Raw genomic sequence first — 18,477 nt, 5'->3', positions numbered from 1 at the left:
AGGCTGAGCCAAGCGCTGTTCCCTTGGACGACAAGCGGGCATTGCTGTTTTTGTTTTCGCTGTTGCCCGAAGACTTCTGGCTACATTGGGAATCCTGAACGGGGACGAAAAGGAAAGCCCAATCAGACGAGAAGTAACGCTGATAGCCGTAGCTGTGTGATTGATGACGCCATTTCGGCAAACTCCAAATTGGAGATGAAGGCGTTCACGCCGCAAGATCGAACTTTGGGCATGGAGTAGGTTGACGGAGACGCTGCCTACAGAAAAGGTAGCGAAGTACAGCAAAATGCTTGTGGAAGCCGACCTTTCCCTGGACCTCTGAGGAGCCGCGATCACATGATTAAATTGGCGTGTTGATGAGGATTTTAGTCGGACTTTCTCTAATGTCTTTAGTGGCTTGCGAGACCACCAAGGCACCTTCTCAGCTTCTGACTAAAGGCGAGGATTATCAGGTCTCGACGTCGTTCAACGAGGACAGTCAGGCAATCATGGTGTCCATTCAGGCAAATGAAGCACCGGTTTGTGTGAACCCAGAGGATTGGCCGTCAGATACCGGGATGATGTCTTCGCTAAGCGATCCCTTAACGATATCCAGGGGTGATGAGATCTATAAAATCGATGAAATCCGGGTGGACGGCGGCTTTGGCAAAACAATCAAGGTTCGGGCGGGCGAAAAAATCTCAGGCTCGGTTCCGCTAAGCACTTTTTTCGGCATTTCCGAATGGGTTGGCACAGAAGAAATTCGATATGATCCCATGGTGAGCACTTGCTATTGAGGAGGAGGGCGGTTCGGCAAGATAAAGCGAACTTCGCACTGTGTGCGAATTCGACACTAACGTGCTGAAAAACATTATGTTTTTGTTGGTGTCAGATTGGTGCCTCAGGCTCTAGATTGGACCCAATTTGCAACCCTCTGTAGGTAGGGTGTCAGGTGGCTTCTAGCCCACCCCTATTGGGCCCTTCTTCGTCTTCAATTTATCCACTAGATAAAATGATCGCCGTGCCGCTGAGGATCGTCTGTTCTTTAGCGTCCTGCTCGGCGGGCTGGTGGGGTCGCAATTTGTCGTTCAAGGGTTTCAGACGTGGCGTCGGCGGTAGTATTGCCTCGCCCGCCCCTGTGGTTCGACTTCGCTCACCTTGCGGGGCTTAAGGTCGATGTTTTGGAGCGGGCGTTGGATGACCCCGTGGCCGGGCGGTTCTAACGCGACCAGTTCAATCTGTGTGCGTATGTCGGCAATGATCCGATGAACAAGACGGATCCGACGGGGGAGTTCGCAATGTTCTTGATTCCGGCGGCGTGCGCGGGTGGAGGGCGCGAAGCTGCCGCAGCTGGCAATGCGACGGGTGTAGCTATTGGTGGAGGTTATCTCGCAGCAAAAAATCCTGAATTAGCTTCATCAATGGTAACTTACAGCCCCACAATATTTGGCGTAGCCTGTGCTGTCACTTCCATTGTTGCTGGATCCGATGACGATGCGATGATTTCTGAAGCTAGAAGTCGCCCGCCGGGGCCGCTTCCAGAGGCAGAAGGACGCCCCCATTCAGTCCTAGGAGGGGACGGTGGCTACACCACACATGAAGAAATCGACGCCGATGGACGATCAATTGAGGGTAAACAATATCGACCAAATCCGAAGAGTCCCGGTACGGAAGTGAAGGAATGGACAGGACATCCGTCTCCTGATGGAGCACGCCATCCCGGTAAAGCACAGAAGAGACCAACTGAGCCTGAAGAAGTGAGAGAGCCATTAGAATGATTAGTACAATGGGTGTGCAGCCGTTTAATTTTTCGAAGCCATCCCCTTACTTATTGATAGAGGGCATTGATGATGTCCTTAAATATCTCGATCAAGAGATCGTGATTAGAGATAACCACGCATTTCTGGACAGAGACGATATTTCGTTGGACGGTGAGTTTGGTGGAACGGCAAGAGAGAAACAATATTATGCCAACGGGCTTCTAATCACCGGCTTATTTGAAGAATTGGACAATGAAAAATTCTTCGAAGTCGAAAAGCGTTTCGAAGAAATGATTGCTACTATTTCCAGTTTGCTCGGAAGAAGGTTGAGAGCGGAAGGACTAGAGGCGTCGCATAGTGTTTTCGTGGAAAAAGACGAAGGCTATGGAGATATTGTGATCGGATTCTGGAGGAATGGTTCAGAATAGCTATCCCGTTGATAGATGCATGCGGTTTGAGGCTCGGGCCTTGGAATGGTTGGTAGATCACGTTGGTACGGTCCGTCGGTGTTCCAGCTCCATTTCGCCCCGTGGGTCGACTTCGCTCACCATGCGGGGCGGTGTCCATGCTTGAGCGCCTCCGCAGATAGGTGTTGAAATACGAGCCCGATCTTCTCTTCCAATCGTTACCGCACTTGGTAATCAAGCTTATGTCCGACGCCAAAAGAACCATTGTTTTCCTCGCCGTCGCGCTCGCGGTGTCGTTTGGGAGATTCGCATACGACATTTTCTTTTCAGATTTGACCTGCGAGATCATGCTGGACCAGCGGCTCAAGGATTGCTCCGCAAGCTCCAGGCTTGATTTCGCGATCTCAACCCCCGTTGAGACAGTGGCATCTGTGCTGGTAGCAATTTTTTGCGGCGTCATCGCCGCGGTCGTTGTGGTCGTTGCAATTGAACGGCGTAGCGACAAGTAGGGACTACGGGATCGCTCTGGCGGGGCGGAGGCTCGGATCAATGCCTGCCAACGAACTCGCCGACAGCTCCACAAACCTGACATGACATTTTATTGAGAATGCGATTGACTCGCAATTTTGACGCGCGTAGGTGCGTCTTTAATGAAAATCATTCTCAAGTAAGAGTTCCGTATGTCTTCCTCCCGATCCATCGCGTTTTTGTCCGTTTCCGTCAGCCTTGCAGCGCTTACCTTTGCGCAGCAGGCGAGTGCCCAGTCGGCGCCCACACAGGGGGAGGACGCAGAGACGCGTCAGGAGACGGTGATCGTCACTGGCTCCACACCCTTCGGGGCGACGAAGACGAGCACGCCGATTGTCGAAACGGCGCGGTCGCTGTCTGTCGAGACCGATGACATGTTCATCGACAAGGGCGCGCTGAACCTTGCCTCGGCGCTGGCCTATGTGTCTGGCGTGACGGCAGAGCCCTATGGCTTTTCCACGCGCGGGGATTTCCCGCAATCGCGTGGGCTTGAGTTGCCGCGCTATCGCGATTCCATTCAGGAGCTGTTCGGCAGCTATAATTCGACCCGCGCCGACACCTATACGATCGAGCAGATCGAGGTGCTGAAAGGTCCGGCCTCTGTGCTTTACGGGCAGGGCTCTCCGGGCGGCATCGTCAACTATGTGTCGAAGACGCCGCGCGAGACGTTTGGCGGCGAGCTTGTGGCCGAAGTCGGCAATTTTGATCGCTACCAGATCGCTGGCGATGTGACCGGCCCGATTGGTGGGGACGACAGCCCGTTCGCCTTCCGTCTGGTCGGGCTCTACCGCGATACAGGCACGCAGATCGATCAGGTGGACGAGCAAACCACGGTCTTCATGCCGTCTCTGTCATGGCAGGCGACGCCGGACACGAAGTTTACGCTGATCGGCCTCGTGCAGGACACCGATAGCGACGCGGCTGCGCAGTTCATCCCGGTTGAAGGCACGCTCTTTCCGCTCAAGGATGGCACGTATCTCGACACGGATGTCTATGTCGGTGAGCCGGGCTTTAATCGCTACAATACCGAGAGTCAGCAGGTGACCCTGCTGGGTGAGCACCGCATCAATGATAACTGGATGGTCGAGGGCACGGCGCTCTGGCGCTCCGGCGAGGCGGACTATCACCAGGCCTGGGCGACCTTCACGGGCGCAGGCCAGAGCCGCTATCTCAATGATATCCTTGCGGCCCAGCCAGCGCTCGCTGCAGCAGCTGCGGCGCAAGGCCTGACCTTTACCGACACCACCGTACCGCGCAGCTTCTATCAGGGCGACAATACGTTCGATCAGCTGGCCGGCGACATTCGCTTGCGCGGCGGCTTCACCACTGGCGCGCTGGAGCACGACCTCCTCGCCGGGGTGCAGTATCAGGATGTCGAGACCGACAGCGACACGGCCAATCTCTATGGCGGCGGCGCACTGGCGGGCGATTTCCGCTATGTGCTGGACCTGAAGAACCCGGTCTATGGTAACTATCCTGACCAGAGCGTGTTCGACGCGCTACTGACCGATACGCCGACGAATAAGGTCAAGGATCTCGGGCTTTACGTCTCCGACCAGATCTCGCTCGACAAATGGCGGTTCACCATCGGCGTGCGCGCCGACAGCGTGGAGAACGAGGCCGGTGCCGTCACGCAGGACGATGACGCCATCTCGACCAGCTTTGGCGTCCTCTACCGCTTCGATAATGGGTTCGCGCCCTATGCGAGCTATTCGGAAAGCTTCGAGACGGTGGTCGGCACGGATAATCAAGGCAACCAGCTCGATCCGCAGGAGGCGCGCCAGTACGAAGCCGGTGTGAAATATGAACCGCGTGGCCTGCCAGGCCTCGTCACGGTTGCCTATTACGACATCGAGATTTCGAATCTGCCGAACCCCAACTCGCTGCCGGGCACGGCGGCGCAGCAGCAGGGCGTTGCGACGCTGAAAGGCTTCGAAGCCGAAGCGCGGCTGCAGTTTGACGACATCTACCTGCAGGCGGCTGCCTCAACCGTTGATGCGGACGACCCGAACGGCTTCCAACTGGCCGCTATCCCTGAGACGCAAGCGTCCTTCTGGACGACCTGGCGGCCAAGTGGCGCGCTGGAAGGCTTCAAGGCCGGCGTCGGCGTCCGCTATGTCGGCGAGACCGTGTCGGAGAATGGGACGCTCTCTTATACGACGCCGGACTATACGCTGGCGGATTTGATGGTCGGATATGAGTGGGATCATTGGGACCTCGCTTTGAACGCCCGCAACGTCACTGATGAGGAATACCTCACCGGCTGTCTGACGCGCGGCGATTGCTTCCCCGGCCTGCGGCGCACCGTCGTGGCAAACCTTCGTTACAAATTCTGATCAGTAGGGGCGGCGCACGATGACGATGTCTGACTGGATCATGCTGTCGATGGCGGGCGCCCTCGGTCTCGGGGGGCTTGGTGCGCTTTATCTCGCCTGGAAACGCCCGGGACATGCGCTGATGCTGTCGGCGGGATGGGCTTTGCTGATGGGCGCCGTCCTGGTGGCGCTCGTCGCGAATGGCGATCGCGGTGTGGCGCAGGTTAGCGTGGTCATCATGGCAGGCGCCACGGCACTGTTCGCGGTGCCGATGTTTGCCGGGATCGCGGCGCCGGTTCCAGCGGCGCGTTCGCGCGGGCGCGCGCCGCGTAGGCCGATGGCGGGAGGCCATCCAGTGATGGCCGGGCTGTCGGGCCTTTGCACATTCATGATTACCGGCCCGGTCGCGGGGATCATCGCCCTCCTTGCATCGGCGGGCCTGTTCAAGCTGCTCCGTCCGGCTGACGGCAGCCCGGCCACAGCCGGGGCAATTGCGATTATCGCGGCGGTCCTTCTATGGGCTGTGATTTCAGTTCTGTTGCTGATCGAGCCGCGCGGCTGGCGCCGGGCAGTCTATGCCGCACTGGCGCTCGTGGCTGCAGCGCTCTCGGCATTTATCTAAGAGGCAATCTCGATGGCATCTTCAATCTGGCCAAAGTCCAGCAAGGCACGGGTCGACCGGTCGTTGTCCGCGCATTCGGTGATGGGGCTTGTGATCAGCGCCGCGCTATTCATCGTCTGCCTCAGCGGGACAGTGGCCGTCTTCGAGGATGAGCTTGGCTGGTGGGAGAAGCCGGTCGCCGGGGCGGTTGAGACGGTCTCGCCGCAGCTCGCGCAGACAACGGCTGAGAGCGTCATCGCGCAGCAGCCGGGCACGTCACATCTCTATCTCTACATGCCGCGCCAGAACTGGCCGCGATTTGTCGTTGGCGGCGATGACGGCCTCGAAACGGCCGATACGAACGGTGAGTTGACGGGCGAGTATGAGACGCCGTGGAACGACTTTCTCATCCATCTGCATTACTATCTGAGCCTCCCGACCAGCTTCGGCATGATCGTGGTGGCCATTCTCGGCGTGATGCTGGTCGCAATGGTGATCTCCGGGTTTCTGGCGCATCCGCGTGTGTTCCGCGACGCTTTCCGCTTTCGGCGGAAGGGACAGGCGCGGCTGGTTCAGGCAGATCTGCACAACCGCCTCAGTGTCTGGACGTCGCCCTTCACCTTGGCGGTCGCACTGACGGGGGCGATGATCGGCCTCTTCACCGTCGTCGCACTTGTGCTGGCGCAGACGAGTTTTGACGGCGATCCACGCGCGCTTTCGCAATCGATCTTCGGGGATGAGCCGGCGGCCGATGAGACGCCAGCTGAGCTTGCCAATGTCGGCGCGGCGCTCACGACCCTTCGGGAGATGGCGCCGGAGGCAGACCCCTTCATGGTGATCGTGCATGATCCGGAGACGGCAGGCCAGCATGTCAGCATTTATGGCGAGCATCATGACCGGCTGACCTATGGCGAAATGTATGAGTTCGATGCAGACGGCAATTATACGGGTCATGCTGGCTTTGCCGATGGAGAGCTCGGCCAGCAGATCGCCATGTCGACCTATCGGTTGCATTTCGGTGATTTTGGCGGCCTCGCCATGAAGCTCGCCTATGGCGTGTTCGGCATTTCGCTCTGCATGACGATTGCGGCTGGGCTGAATATCTATTTCCTGAAACGGGCAGAAGCGGGCCGCGAAATGCCGCGCCTGTCAGCGGCCTGGGCATCGCTGATCTGGGGCGCGCCAGCGCTTCTGGCGGTAACGCTGGTACTGGGCGTGCTCGGCATCGGAAGTGGCATGCTGACGGCGGTCTACTGGCTGGGCACGCTTGGGCTGGCCGGTGTGGCTCTTGTGTGGGCGGATGCGATTGTGACCGGGCGGCGCATGCGCCTGCTGCTGGGCGTAGGGCTGGCCGTCGCGGTTGTGGTGCATCTGGCGCTTTATGCGGGATATTATGGCAACCCGTATGTCTGGCTCACAAGCGCTGGACTGGCTGCGCTATCGGCTGCGTTCCTCGGTATGAGCTTGAAGCGTGTGCACGGGCGGCGGGTCTCGTCTCTGGTGAGTGCGGAGTAGGGCGGGACCGGCTGCCCGCCCCTGTGGTTCGACATCGCTCACCATGCGGGGGCTGGAGTTTGAGTGGCTTACGCCGCCCTTGCGGAGATGGGGGCAACCTGCCAGATCAATGATTACTGCACTAAACGACAGGTTAGCCGGAATGAACCCGCCCGTTAGTCCCCTCAAAGGCGCAATGATGGTTCTTTTGCGCCTGGATGTCCTCTTTAAGAGCTTCATTAGCTTCCTGGTTGGGTCGGTCTGGAACGTTGGATTTGTCGCTGTCCTTGTTGGAGGGGTATGGGGACTTGTGATGTTTGTCGGGCTGGTCTTTCTGATGGCGATTATCTTCCAGATCATTCTTGCTGTCTGGGTCGCCAGACATCCTGACGATCTGGAGGGAACGATGAATGCGAAACTGCCCTGGAAGGAAGTTTTCAAATCGGACCAGTCGTCGTGAGGGTGGAGCGGGGGAGCTGCGTTGACTGCTGACAGTGGAAAGCCGGACAAACGAGTTTCTTTTTGCGGGCCACGCACTTGAACGAACGCGAAAACTAAATGGCCGCTATATTCATCATCTCTATCGTGTTCACCGGACTATTGTCCGCTGGGAGCGCATGGGTGTTTTTCGGCAAATTCGGTCCAGCCAGCGTTGAGGGTTCAACCCTGCTGACCATCATTGAGGTTTGCATTGAGCTTGTCGTGATTGTTGGCACGCCATTTCTAGTTATCTGGACGTCCTATGATGCCGACAAGAAAGCCTATCCTGATGGCCATGACTGGTTTCTGCCATTGGCTGTGCTCGTTGGGTATGCAGCTTGGCGTTTGACGAAAAGTGGAAAAGGAAGAAGCCGGGATAAGGCTGCATCTACTGAAAACTCTCTTCGCGATCACGCGAACGATGACGACGTAGGTTCTTGATTGGCTGAGTACTAATTTGCCTGGTCCCGCCCCTGTGGTTCGACTTCGCTCACCATGCGGGGCTACCGGTTGAGGGAGTGGCTTACGCCGCTCCACAAGCTGCTCTGAACCGCCGGACGCTTTCGGCCATGCCATGGATCAGCGCGTCGGCAGCGAGGCCGTGGCCGATGGAGACTTCGGCGATGGTGGGGATGCGGGCGATGAGGGGTTTGAGGTTTTCGACCGTGAGGTCATGGCCGGCATTGATGCCGAGGCCGAGGGCGTGGGCAGCTTCTGCCGTGGCGGCGAGCTTTTCGAGTTCGCGCGTGGCGGCCGCAGGGTCGTCATGGGCAGCGCCATAGGGGCCGGTGTAGAGCTCGATCCGGTCGAGGCCTGTGGCGGCGGCGGCGTCCATCTGGGACGGGTCTGCGTCTGAAAAGACCGAGAGGCGCGCGCCGGTCTTCTTCAATCGGGTGATGATCGTCTTGAGCAACTCTCCATCGCGGATGAAGTCATAGCCATGATCGGAGGTCGCCTGGGACGGGTCATCCGGGACGAGAGTGATCTGGTGCGGTTTGATGGCCTCGACCATGGACATGAAGTCCTCGGTCGGGTTGCCCTCAATGTTGAATTCGCGGTCCGGGAATTCGGTCTCGATCAGGGCTTTCAGGTCTGGCAGGTCTGAGAAACGGGTGTGGCGCTCATCGGGGCGCGGGTGAACGGTGAGGCCCGCCGCGCCAGCTTTCAGTGCGATACGGCCGAGACCGGTGACGCTCGGCCAGGGGAGATCGCGCCGGTTGCGCAGGAGTGCGACCACGTTGAGGTTCACTGAAAGGTCTGTCATCGCCGTCTCATCCCGTCTGGCGTTTACCGTCTAGGGCCGATGTAGGCGTGCGCGCGGCGAATGACCATAGGCAGGTTTCCGGATCGGCCTTGCAAGCCGCCTGCGATTGGGCCTCTATGGCGTCACAACCAGGCTGCCGGGGCGATTGTCCGACAGGCAGCGACGACGTTTTGGAGGACGACCAGATGAGATTGAAACAGCCACGGATTGCCCCGCTGAAAGATGAGGAGATGGACGCCGACCAGCGCGAGATACTGGGTGAGCGGTTCAAGACGGGCAAGGTGTTCAACATCTTCCGCACGCTGTCCAAGTCGCCGAAGGCCTATAAGGGCTTCATGCGCTGGGGCGGCTATATCCTGTCGGACTATAATGACCTCAGCCCGCGTGACCGTGAGCTTGTGATCTTGCGGGCAGGCTTCAACTGGAAGTCCGGCTATGAGTGGGCCCAACATGTGCGCATCGGCAAGCAGTGCGGCCTGACCGATGAAGAGATCGAGCGGATCAAGGCCGGGCCGGAGGCGGATGGCTGGAGCGCGCTCGACGCGGCCATGCTGCAGGCGACCGATGAGCTGACCTCCGATGCATTTATCACGGATGCGACCTGGGCGCGGCTGTCAGAGCTTAGCGAGAAGCAGAAGATGGATCTCGTCATGACGGTCGGCCAGTACACGCAGGTGTCGATGATGCTGAACTCGTTCGGTATTCAGCTCGATGATGATCTGACGCTTGATCCAGACCTCGCAAAATGAGCGATATCGACGTTTCGGGGCGCCTGAAAGACAAGGTCGCGATTGTCTGCGGGGCCGGGCAGACGCCGGGGCCGACGGTCGGCAATGGCAAGGCGATGGCACTGTTATTTGCGCGCGCCGGGGCGAGCGTCATCTGCGTCGACCGCGATCTTGAGCGGGCCGAGGCGACGGTGGGGGCGGTGCGCGAGGAGGGCGGTGATGCGCTGGCGCTCGCGGCAGATGTGTCGAAGCCGGATGACGCGCAAAACATCGCAAATGTCGCGCTGGAGACGTTCGGGCGCATTGATGTGCTGGTCAATAATGTCGGAATTGGTGGGGGCGGCGATGGCCCGCCCAAGCACATCACCGAAGAGGCCTTTGACCGGATCATGAACGTCAATCTGAAGGCCGCAATGCTGGTCACCAAGGCGTGCCTGCCGATCATGGAGACGGGCGGAAACGGCTCGATCATAAATATCTCGTCGCTCGCCTCAATCGCGGGCGCGAACATGCTGGCCTATGAGGTCTCCAAGGCGGGGATGAACCGGCTGACCGTGTCGACAGCGCTGTCGATGGCGAAGAAGGGCGTGCGCTGTAATGCGATCCTGCCGGGCCTGATGGATACGCCAATGGCGATTGTCGGCATCTCCGAACGGCTCGGCGTTGAGCCGGACGAGCTGCGTGCCCAGCGGGCCGCGCGCGTGCCGATGGGCCATATGGGGACCGGCTGGGACACGGCGCATGCCGCGCTGTTCCTCGCGAGCGATGAGGCGAAGTTCATCACGGGCGTCTGCCTCTCAGTTGATGGCGGGCAGGGCGCGCGGACGGGTTAGTCGTCGTGCCATGAAGGGCGTTCATCCGCACGCCCCTCTGAAGTCTAGCGTCCGCTAAAACCGATACCGAATGGACGCGCGCACCTGCCGTGGTTCCACCGGGTGGAAGTGGATGTCTTCGACGCCGCCGGCTGGTTCGCCCGGCAAGCGGGAGGCGAAGAAATAGGTGATGTCGGCGTCCTGAGAGTCGAAGGCGTTCAGCACTTCCAGACCGAAGGATATCTGGTTCCAGTCATAGGTCGCGCCGAGGTTTACGAGGCTGGTCGGCTCTGATGTAACGCTGCCATCCTCGATCAGCGGGGCCTCGCCGAAATGGCGCAGGCGGGCACTGAGCGAGAGATTGTCGAGGCGGATAAGGGCGCCCGCAGAGAGCACATTTTCGACCGCGCCCGGAATGTCGGTCTCCGGCCCGCCAATGTCGAACTCTGCGTCGGTGACCGCGCCGCCTGCATCCAGCACGAGCCAGTCGACCGGTGTCCAGAAGAGGCTGGCTTCGAGGCCGTTGCGCGTGGTGGAGTCGTTGACTTCGGTCGTGCCGGCATCGCCGACGAAGACGAGCTCTGAGTCGAGCTCCAGATGGAAGACGGCGAGGGTCGCCTTGATGTGATCGGTTTCCCAACGGGCGCCAAGCTCACTGCCGCGCGCCTTGACCAGGATCGGGACCGGCGTTGCGGCTGCGCCGCTGGCCGGGTCGATGGAGATCGTCGCGCCGCGCACATCATTGGAGTGAAAGCCTTCGCCATAGTTTGCGTAGAGCTCGAGGCCGGGCTTTGCTTCCCAAGCGAGCGCGACGCTGGGAGACAGGATGGAATCATTGGCGCTGCCGCCATTGGCGGGCAGGCTGATGGCTGTCACGTCGGCATCGTAATAGTCTGCGCGGAGGCCGAGCGTGGCGCGGAGCGTGTCGGTCAGCGCATATTCGCCTTCGGCCCAGGCGGCGAAGCTCAGCTCTTCGACCTTGTCGCGGCGCGTGGTGGAGAGGCGAACGCGGTCAGCGGTCTTGAAGAGGCCAATGTCGGAGATGTCATCGAAGCGCACCTCGCCGCCCACGCGAAGGGTGAGCTTGTCGGAGACAGGCTGACTATGGCGGACCGTGGCGCCGTAATAGGTGCGCTCGTCGATTTGTTCGAACTCGTCGCCATTGACCGGGTCATCGAGGAAATAGGTGAAGTTGGAGAAGAGTGAGAAATCATAGTCGACGGCAAAGGCCTCCAGGCGCGTTTCGCCGCCATCTTCGTGGAAGAAGCTTGCAGACCCCGCGATGGAATAGCGGCTTGTCTCGCCGCCAAGATCTTCATCGATGAAGCCGAAGCGGTCGATCTGCCCGCTCTGGATTGCGCGGCGGGGGACCTGATCGGTCGAGGTGTATTCGGTGTCGTAGGCGGTCGCGAGAAGCTCGAACCGGTTGGTCCAGCCTTCATGGGTGAGCTTTGCGAGGCCGTTGATCTTCTGAACGTCCTGTTCGAGCACCCAGGGGCCGTCATAGGATTGCGCCTCGCCCGCGACGAGGAGGGATGTCTTGTCCGTGAGGTCGAAGCTTGCCGCCGCAATCAGACGCCGAAGATTGCCTTCGCCGATGCCGAGCTCAACGAAATTGTCATCCAGCCGGTCATAGGTCTTGTAGCGGGCTGATCCGGCAGCTGAGAAGTCGCCCACCTGGGCCGAGTAGGGGCCTTTGCGATAATCGACCCGTTCAACGATTTCAGGGATCACGAAATTGAGGTCCAGATAGCCCTGACCGTGGCCATGCGTGCGCAGATTGACCGGGACGCCATCGACGCTGGCAGAGAAGTCTGTGCCATGGTCCAGATTGAAACCGCGCAGGAAATACTGGTTGGCTTTGCCTTCGCCTGAGTGCTGTGTGGCGACGGCGCCGGGGATGACTTCGACCAGCTCACCGGCGCGCGACATCGGCCTGTCCTTGAAATCATCATAGCCGACGACGCCTTCGGAGGCGGCTTTCGCTTCGCCGATAAGTTCAAGGCCGCGACCGTGGACGGTGACTGAATCCAGTTTGCGCTCGATCTCTTCGTCGTGCGCATAGGCCGGAAGGGCTGCAAGGCCTGCAGCCAGCAAAAGACAAACTCGCATGGTTTCCTCCCGGAGCGATATGAGGCGTGGGCAACGTAACTTGCAGATAGTGTACTATCATTAAGGTGGCGGTTGGCCAGTCCTGTATTATACGTTGCAGTGTCGGCCGCAGGTGCGCGTGACCAAGATTGTCTGTCACCACTTAAGTTGATTGTGGCTCAATGAACTTTCCTCGACTCCTTTCTTTTATGGTGCTATTTTAAATCTCTAGGTGAAGAAATCGCCCGATCACTCTTCTCGGGGGTACTTCATGCGCAATCTGTATTTTACGATATCGAGCTGTCTTGCGATAATTGTTGGCGCGTGTGCGCAACCATACTCCGAAGTTCCAGCGGGTATTGGTTATACCACGGTCCAACAGTGCGAAGCACTTTCCGAACAGTTTGACATGACGTGTGTCGAAGTATTGTACGGAACCAACCGAGCATGGATCGGATTTGAAAAATCGGACGATGCGTCCAAGGTTTTTGATCTTGGGGATTTGTACTCCAAATTTCATGACACCCAGTGCGAGCCGGCGGTTCAGCTCGTCCGCGGCGAGCAGAAAACTTTTAATACGTGCCATCTGGGGCGCGTCTGGATCTCGATTCCGGATACGCGGCAGGACGATCTCAGGGCTGGCGGAGGTGCTACAGAAGCTGTGCGGTCCGGAAGCCGTGTCAGGCCTGCTGACCTGAGAAGCAAAAAGGCGTTACTTGATCATCAGCATTTCGAAGACCAACGGGCGTTTGCCAAGCGCGTTGGCGAACTTTTGGGCGAGAGCCAAAATACCAAAGGCCACGCCGTGGTGTTCATTCACGGGTTTAATGTAAAGTTCAGAAATGCTGCATTTTCAGCCGCGCAACTAAAATACGACATGGCATTCGATGGTCCGGTCACCTTTTATTCCTGGCCTGCCAATAACGCCGTTAAAGACTACCTTGATGATCAGATAGATGGCGACATGAGCGTCGATGCGCTCGCCGAATTTCTGCGATTTTATCATGATACGGTGAAAGCGAGCGATCCAGACGCGAAGATCCATATCGTGGCTCACTCAATGGGCACGCGTGTGACCATGCAGGCTCTGGCGCGTCTGCAGTATCTGGAATCGCCGCCAATATTTGATGAACTTATTCTGGCTGGGGGCGACCTCGATACGACCTTGTTTCAGGAGTGGATGAACGCATCCCGAGACCTTGTCAGAGGCGCGACGATATATACGTCGAGATATGATGGGCCTGTTAAATTGAGCACTGCGTTGCGAAACATTAACGGCATGTTCGGGCAGACAAAACCTCGCAAAGAACGGATCGGATTTTTCGAGATTGAACAGGGACCGGTCGTCTACGACTTTGGAGATTTTCGGGCCGATGTCATTGACATCAGTTCTCTTGCAGAGCGGTCGTGGTGGGGCATGTTCGACATCGAAGCCTACACCAGAAACCATTCCAGCTATGCGAGAAAGGTGCTCCTGACCGACGATATGCTTGTCTTGATGTGTTCTTCCAGTCGCGATGACTCAATGCGTTTGCCGCAAGAGCGCAGCTTTGGTGCGATTGAAGCGGTTGGAGGATATTGGTCGGTTGCAGAAGACGCAGAGACAAAAATACCCGGCGGCGTGCGACAGGGATGCCAAACACCTGGCCTGACAATAGAGCTGGATTGACATATTAGCGGAGCGAAATTCTACGGGACACGCCGATATGTTCCTGAAATGCTCCATCATGACTGATCAGCAGGATGGCGCCGTCCCAGTTCTTCAACGTGGTCTCGAGAAGCTCGATGCTTTCGATATCGAGGTGATTGGTCGGCTCATCGAGGATGAGGAGATCAGGTGGATCGCCGGCGAAAGCTGCGGCGAGACCGGCGCGAAGACGCTCGCCGCCGGAGAGGGTGGCGATCTGCTGTAGCGCGGCATCCCCGCGAAAGGCGAAGCGGGCGAGATGGGCGCGGGCGTCATGGTCATTCAAGTCCGGGGCAGCTTTGCGGAGGCCCTCCAGCAAAGAAAGCGACGGGTCGAGCAGGCCGATATGCTGATCGACCAGGGCGCGCTTTGGCGTGACGAAAGAAACCTCTCCAGAGCTTGGCGGAATTTCGCCAGTGATGAGCTTCAGCAGGCTGGTCTTGCCCGATCCGTTCGGGCCTGAAATTGCGACCCGTTCAGGACCGCGCATTTCGAAGTCGAGCGGGTCGAAAAGGTGCCGTTCTCCAAACCTCAGCGAGACTCCTTCCAGCTTCAGAACAAGCCGTGAGGCGGGTAAGTCTGCCGGCGGTAAATCAATGTGAAGCGGCGTGATAATCTCGAGCTCAGCCTCCGCGGCCTCCAGTGCGGCTTCTGCCTCCCCAAGCTGGCGGGCCGCGAGGTGTCCGCCTTTGGCAGCCGAGTGCTCGGCCCGCTCCTGTCGCATGTCGAGCAGCATTTTTGGCTGGTCTCGGCGCGCTCTTGTGGCGCGACCTCTGGCGTCGGATTTATCCTGGCGCTCGCGGGCCTGCTGGGTCTTGCGACGCGTTGACTTCAGTTGATTGGCGGCGCTATCGGCGGCGCCCTCCGCGCGGGCGCGGGCGGCATCACGCGCAGCGACATAGTCACTCCACGCCCCGCCGAAGACGGTGCAGCCGACAGGCGATAGCTCAACAATCCGGTCGACATGTTGCAGCAGCGCGCGGTCATGGCTGGCGACAAGGATGCCGCCCGGCCAGCTGTCCATCAGGGCCATGACGAGGGCGCGGCCCTCGGCGTCGAGATTATTCGTCGGTTCGTCCAGCAGGAGGATGTCGGGGGCTTCGAGCAGTAGCCGCGCAATGGCGATCCGGGTGCGCTCGCCGCCACTGAATCTCGCGATCTTCCGGGTGATGTCCACGCCTTCAAGTCCGGTCTCAGCAAGCGCCTTTTCCAGCCGTGTTTCAAGCGTCCAGTCGGCATGCTCCAGGTCATCCGGGGTGCCATCGCCGTTTGTGATGCGCGCCAGCCGGTCAAGTTCGGGCGCGACGCCAAGGGCGTCCACAACCGTGATCTCTTCATCGAGGCTCTGCTGAAGGCGGCCGATCGTGCCCGAGCGGAGGATTGAGCCGCAGGCAGGGGCAAGGCTGCCCTCAATCGCGCCGAGCAAAGTGGTCTTGCCACTTCCATTTCGCCCAACAAGGCCGGTGCGTTCAGCGCCGACAGAAAGGGTCAGATTTTCGAAAAGCGGGCGGCCCTCAGGCGTGGTGAGGGAAACAGAATCGAGTGTGAGAAAGGCAGACATGGAGGACCTCTTCGGTCAGATGGACAGGCAGCGCGATGTGGGTGCGTGCGAAATCCATTGGTCTCTCCCTGGGTCTGTAAAACGTCCTTCGAGGATATGGGCAGCGGCATGGAATGCGCAACCCGCCTCAAGGATTTCTTGCCGCCTGGGCACGAAGCGGGCATTAACTATAGATATCGCGGGGAGGGAGCCACATTCATGACAAGTCCACTGGAACAGACGCTAAAATTGCCGTGCGGCGCGGAGCTGCCAAACCGTCTCTGCAAGGCGGCGATGACCGAGCAGATTGCAAAACCGGGTGAGCACCTTCCTCATGCCGGGCATCAGCGGCTCTATAAGGCCTGGGGTAAAAGCGGGTGCGGCGTCCTGCTGACAGGCAATGTCATTATCGACCGCCAGCATCTGGAATCGCCCGGCAATGTCGTCATCGATGCCGAGCCTGACGAGCACCAACTTGCCGCGCTGAAAGCATGGGCTGAAGCCGGGCAGTCAGACGGCGCGAAAATGTGGATGCAGATCAGTCATGCCGGCCGGCAGACGCCAAAGAATGTGAACGCGGAACCGCTGGCGCCCTCGGCTGTGCCGCTTGGGCTTCCGGGTGACAATTTCGGCAAGCCGCGCGCGATGACTGAAACTGATATCCGCAAGGTGATTGAAGGCTTCGCGCGATGCGCGCGCGTGGCGAAGGCGGCGGGCTTTGATGGCGTGCAGGTGCATGCCGCACATGGCTATCTGCTCAGCCAGTTCCTCAATCCGCGCGCCAATATCCGTGAGGATGAATGGGGCGGGCCGCTGGAGAACCGGGCGCGCCTGTTGCTCGCTGTCGTGTTTGCGGTGCGCGCCGCTGTCGGTGACGACTTTCCGGTCAGCGTGAAGCTCAATTCTGCCGATTTCCAGAAAGGCGGCTTCAGTTTTGAAGAGTGCCGCCAGGTGGTGAAATGGTTGTCAGAACTGAAGGTCGACCTGCTTGAGATTTCGGGCGGCAATTATGAGCAGCCAAAGCTGCTCGGCATTGATGGGCTGGAGCGCGCGGAGAAAGAGCCGGTGCGTGAAAGCACCAAGGCGCGCGAGGCCTATTTCGTTGATTATGCCGGCGAGGTGCGCGGCGTCGCCAATATGCCGGTTATGGCAACGGGCGGCTTCCGCTCAAAAGTCGCTATGGAGGAGGCGCTGGAGGCGGGACTTGCCGATATGATCGGGATTGGCGCGCCGCTATGCACCGATCCGCAGGGGCCTGCCAAAATGCTTGCTGGCGAGACCGATGGTGTCGAGAGCTACGCCAAGACGCTGCGCCTTGGCCCCGGTTTCATGGGGCCGCAAAGCAAGGTTGGCATGATCAAAATGATCAATGCGCTGGGCCAGATGGCGTGGAACTATATGGCGATCCTGGCGATCTCCGAGGGCCGCAAACCGGCCCGAAGCCGCGGCCTGCTGAGCCTCTATATGGCGCATCAGAAACGGCTGAAAGAGCAGGCTGCAGCGTTGAATAAAGGCTGAGGGCTGACCTGCCGCGCGGGCAAGTGAACGCGTCACAATGGCCCGGGTATTTGCCGGCGATGATACGGCGTATCCCAACGTAACCGCTTGCCTCTATTGGGGCGTGCTTTAGGTCTTTCGCCATAAGAATCAGACCAGACTGAGGGGTCATCACATGTCCGTACCTGCTGCGCTATCAAACCTGCGCCTGCCGCTGATCGGCTCGCCGCTTTTCATCATCTCGAACCCGGAACTGGTGATTGCTCAGTGTAAGGCCGGCGTGGTCGGGTCTTTCCCGTCTCTGAATGCGCGGCCTCTGTCGCAGCTCGATGAATGGCTGGACCAGATCACGTCTGAACTCGACAGCCATAACAAGGCCAATCCGGACCGTCCGGCCGCGCCTTTTGCGGTCAACCAGATCGTCCACAAGACGAATAACCGCCTCGAGGAAGATCTTGAGCTGTGCGTAAAGTACAAGGCGCCGCTGGTGATCACCTCGCTTGGTGCGCGCACTGAGGTGAATGATGCGGTCCATTCCTATGGCGGCATCGTCATGCACGACATCATCAATGTCGTCTTCGCGCATAAGGCGCTGGAGAAGGGAGCCGATGGCCTGATCGCTGTGTGTTCGGGCGCTGGTGGACATGCGGGGACGCTGTCGCCTTTCGCGCTGATTCAGGAGATTCGCCAGTTCTTTGACGGGCCGCTGGCGCTATCCGGCGCAATTGCAAATGGCGGGGCCATTGCCGCTGCGCAGGCTATGGGCGCCGACTTTGGCTATATGGGCTCAGCCTTCATCGCGTGTGACGAAGCCAATGCCGTGGATGGCTACAAGGACATGATCGTCGACAGCAAGGCAGGCGACATTGTCTATTCCAACCTCTTTACCGGCGTGCATGGCAATTATCTTGCCCCGTCCATAGCGGCGGCGGGCCTTGATGTGAATGACCTGCCTGAAAGCGATCCGAGCAAGATGAATTTCGGCTCTGGCGGTAATCAGAAGTCCAAGGCCTGGAAAGATATCTGGGGCTGCGGGCAGGGCATTGGCGCGGTGCAGAAGCGGATGACAACGGCAGAATTCGTGGACAAGCTGGAACGCGAATATCTCGACGCAATTGCCGCGCTGCAGCGCCACGAGGCGTTCTCGCCAGCGGGATAGGGCGCATCTATCCGCCTGAAGATGTGCCGGTAACACGCTGAAATAATAAAAGTTTGATTGACCCTCGGCCTGCTGTGTCAGACCGAGGGTCTTTTCTTGTCATGGTGTCCTTTGTCGAAAGAGAAGGACGCCGAC

General features: G+C 59.0%; 17 protein-coding genes. 14 read left to right on the top strand and 3 right to left on the bottom strand.

From position 1 onward, the window contains the following. Positions 1 to 356: 356 nt before the first annotated feature. The 9 genes from B8783_RS07245 (at position 357) to B8783_RS07210 (ending at position 8,005) form a co-directional block, all read left to right on the top strand. On the top strand, positions 357 to 776 hold the full coding sequence (locus B8783_RS07245; RefSeq protein ID WP_233355705.1) for a hypothetical protein: 420 nt from the start codon (positions 357 to 359) through the stop codon (positions 774 to 776). Positions 777 to 1,244: 468 nt separating this feature from the next. Further along, positions 1,245 to 1,757 (top strand): hypothetical protein, encoded by a 513-nt coding sequence (locus B8783_RS18325; protein WP_139792276.1) that lies wholly within the window; start codon positions 1,245 to 1,247, stop codon positions 1,755 to 1,757. After that, entirely contained in the window at positions 1,754 to 2,167 is a 414-nt protein-coding gene (locus B8783_RS07240; RefSeq protein WP_084419503.1) for a hypothetical protein, read from the top strand. Before B8783_RS18325 ends, B8783_RS07240 begins: the two co-directional genes overlap by 4 nt. A gap of 221 nt (positions 2,168 to 2,388) precedes the next feature. After that, the gene (locus B8783_RS07235) at positions 2,389 to 2,655 is read left to right on the top strand and encodes a hypothetical protein (protein ID WP_084419501.1); all 267 of its coding nucleotides are present in this window, start codon (positions 2,389 to 2,391) and stop codon (positions 2,653 to 2,655) included. A gap of 171 nt (positions 2,656 to 2,826) precedes the next feature. Beyond that, positions 2,827 to 5,010: a TonB-dependent siderophore receptor gene (locus tag B8783_RS07230; protein ID WP_084419499.1), complete on the top strand. Its 2,184-nt coding sequence runs from the start codon at positions 2,827 to 2,829 to the stop codon at positions 5,008 to 5,010. Positions 5,011 to 5,029: 19 nt separating this feature from the next. Beyond that, on the top strand, positions 5,030 to 5,611 hold the full coding sequence (locus B8783_RS07225; RefSeq protein WP_084419497.1) for a hypothetical protein: 582 nt from the start codon (positions 5,030 to 5,032) through the stop codon (positions 5,609 to 5,611). A gap of 12 nt (positions 5,612 to 5,623) precedes the next feature. Next, positions 5,624 to 7,105: a PepSY-associated TM helix domain-containing protein gene (locus B8783_RS07220; protein WP_084419496.1), complete on the top strand. Its 1,482-nt coding sequence runs from the start codon at positions 5,624 to 5,626 to the stop codon at positions 7,103 to 7,105. Positions 7,106 to 7,280: 175 nt separating this feature from the next. Then, positions 7,281 to 7,544 (top strand): hypothetical protein, encoded by a 264-nt coding sequence (locus tag B8783_RS07215; protein WP_084419494.1) that lies wholly within the window; start codon positions 7,281 to 7,283, stop codon positions 7,542 to 7,544. Between the two features lie 98 nt (positions 7,545 to 7,642). Further along, positions 7,643 to 8,005: a hypothetical protein gene (locus B8783_RS07210; RefSeq protein ID WP_084419492.1), complete on the top strand. Its 363-nt coding sequence runs from the start codon at positions 7,643 to 7,645 to the stop codon at positions 8,003 to 8,005. A gap of 82 nt (positions 8,006 to 8,087) precedes the next feature. On the opposite strand, the gene B8783_RS07205 is transcribed toward B8783_RS07210, so the two are convergent. Beyond that, positions 8,088 to 8,828, bottom strand: a complete 741-nt coding sequence (locus tag B8783_RS07205) for a pyridoxine 5'-phosphate synthase (protein ID WP_084419490.1) — start codon at positions 8,826 to 8,828, stop codon at positions 8,088 to 8,090. A gap of 185 nt (positions 8,829 to 9,013) precedes the next feature. Here B8783_RS07205 and B8783_RS07200 point away from each other — a divergent pair, with 185 nt between their 5' ends. Next, the gene (locus tag B8783_RS07200) at positions 9,014 to 9,577 is read left to right on the top strand and encodes a carboxymuconolactone decarboxylase family protein (RefSeq protein WP_084419488.1); all 564 of its coding nucleotides are present in this window, start codon (positions 9,014 to 9,016) and stop codon (positions 9,575 to 9,577) included. Then, positions 9,574 to 10,389: an SDR family NAD(P)-dependent oxidoreductase gene (locus B8783_RS07195; protein ID WP_084419486.1), complete on the top strand. Its 816-nt coding sequence runs from the start codon at positions 9,574 to 9,576 to the stop codon at positions 10,387 to 10,389. The genes B8783_RS07200 and B8783_RS07195 overlap by 4 nt, the downstream gene beginning before the upstream one ends. A gap of 54 nt (positions 10,390 to 10,443) precedes the next feature. Here the strand turns inward: B8783_RS07195 and B8783_RS07190 are convergent, their stop codons facing one another. Further along, positions 10,444 to 12,480, bottom strand: coding sequence for a TonB-dependent receptor (locus B8783_RS07190; RefSeq protein ID WP_084419484.1), 2,037 nt, complete (start codon positions 12,478 to 12,480; stop codon positions 10,444 to 10,446). Between the two features lie 250 nt (positions 12,481 to 12,730). Here B8783_RS07190 and B8783_RS07185 point away from each other — a divergent pair, with 250 nt between their 5' ends. Continuing rightward, the gene (locus B8783_RS07185; protein WP_084419482.1) at positions 12,731 to 14,128 is read left to right on the top strand and encodes an alpha/beta hydrolase; all 1,398 of its coding nucleotides are present in this window, start codon (positions 12,731 to 12,733) and stop codon (positions 14,126 to 14,128) included. Positions 14,129 to 14,132: 4 nt separating this feature from the next. On the opposite strand, the gene B8783_RS07180 is transcribed toward B8783_RS07185, so the two are convergent. Next, complete coding sequence (locus B8783_RS07180; protein WP_084419480.1) at positions 14,133 to 15,707, bottom strand: ABC-F family ATP-binding cassette domain-containing protein; 1,575 nt, start codon at positions 15,705 to 15,707, stop codon at positions 14,133 to 14,135. A gap of 198 nt (positions 15,708 to 15,905) precedes the next feature. On the opposite strand from B8783_RS07180, the gene B8783_RS07175 reads away from it, so the two are divergent. Both B8783_RS07175 and B8783_RS07170 read left to right on the top strand, forming a co-directional pair. After that, positions 15,906 to 17,204, top strand: coding sequence for an NADH:flavin oxidoreductase/NADH oxidase family protein (locus B8783_RS07175; protein WP_084421961.1), 1,299 nt, complete (start codon positions 15,906 to 15,908; stop codon positions 17,202 to 17,204). 154 nt (positions 17,205 to 17,358) lie between these two features. Next, positions 17,359 to 18,342, top strand: coding sequence for an NAD(P)H-dependent flavin oxidoreductase (locus tag B8783_RS07170; protein WP_084419478.1), 984 nt, complete (start codon positions 17,359 to 17,361; stop codon positions 18,340 to 18,342). Positions 18,343 to 18,477 lie beyond the last annotated feature (135 nt).

This window comes from Henriciella litoralis, from assembly GCF_002088935.1.
Lineage (GTDB): Bacteria > Pseudomonadota > Alphaproteobacteria > Caulobacterales > Hyphomonadaceae > Henriciella > Henriciella litoralis.
The sequence above is the reverse complement of the archived record's forward strand: the minus strand, read 5'-3'. Positions and strand labels throughout refer to the sequence as shown.

Excerpts from the sequence above, each read along its gene's own strand:
- B8783_RS07245 (WP_233355705.1), top strand. The coding sequence starts at position 357 with ATGAGGATTTTAGTCGGACTTTCTCTAATGTCTTTAGTGGCTTGCGAG.
- B8783_RS18325 (WP_139792276.1), top strand. The coding sequence starts at position 1,245 with ATGAACAAGACGGATCCGACGGGGGAGTTCGCAATGTTCTTGATTCCG.
- B8783_RS07240 (WP_084419503.1), top strand. The coding sequence starts at position 1,754 with ATGATTAGTACAATGGGTGTGCAGCCGTTTAATTTTTCGAAGCCATCC.
- B8783_RS07235 (WP_084419501.1), top strand. The coding sequence starts at position 2,389 with ATGTCCGACGCCAAAAGAACCATTGTTTTCCTCGCCGTCGCGCTCGCG.
- B8783_RS07230 (WP_084419499.1), top strand. The coding sequence starts at position 2,827 with ATGTCTTCCTCCCGATCCATCGCGTTTTTGTCCGTTTCCGTCAGCCTT.
- B8783_RS07225 (WP_084419497.1), top strand. The coding sequence starts at position 5,030 with ATGACGATGTCTGACTGGATCATGCTGTCGATGGCGGGCGCCCTCGGT.
- B8783_RS07220 (WP_084419496.1), top strand. The coding sequence starts at position 5,624 with ATGGCATCTTCAATCTGGCCAAAGTCCAGCAAGGCACGGGTCGACCGG.
- B8783_RS07215 (WP_084419494.1), top strand. The coding sequence starts at position 7,281 with ATGATGGTTCTTTTGCGCCTGGATGTCCTCTTTAAGAGCTTCATTAGC.
- B8783_RS07210 (WP_084419492.1), top strand. The coding sequence starts at position 7,643 with ATGGCCGCTATATTCATCATCTCTATCGTGTTCACCGGACTATTGTCC.
- B8783_RS07205 (WP_084419490.1), bottom strand. The coding sequence starts at position 8,828 with ATGACAGACCTTTCAGTGAACCTCAACGTGGTCGCACTCCTGCGCAAC.
- B8783_RS07200 (WP_084419488.1), top strand. The coding sequence starts at position 9,014 with ATGAGATTGAAACAGCCACGGATTGCCCCGCTGAAAGATGAGGAGATG.
- B8783_RS07195 (WP_084419486.1), top strand. The coding sequence starts at position 9,574 with ATGAGCGATATCGACGTTTCGGGGCGCCTGAAAGACAAGGTCGCGATT.
- B8783_RS07190 (WP_084419484.1), bottom strand. The coding sequence starts at position 12,480 with ATGCGAGTTTGTCTTTTGCTGGCTGCAGGCCTTGCAGCCCTTCCGGCC.
- B8783_RS07185 (WP_084419482.1), top strand. The coding sequence starts at position 12,731 with ATGCGCAATCTGTATTTTACGATATCGAGCTGTCTTGCGATAATTGTT.
- B8783_RS07180 (WP_084419480.1), bottom strand. The coding sequence starts at position 15,707 with ATGTCTGCCTTTCTCACACTCGATTCTGTTTCCCTCACCACGCCTGAG.
- B8783_RS07175 (WP_084421961.1), top strand. The coding sequence starts at position 15,906 with ATGACAAGTCCACTGGAACAGACGCTAAAATTGCCGTGCGGCGCGGAG.
- B8783_RS07170 (WP_084419478.1), top strand. The coding sequence starts at position 17,359 with ATGTCCGTACCTGCTGCGCTATCAAACCTGCGCCTGCCGCTGATCGGC.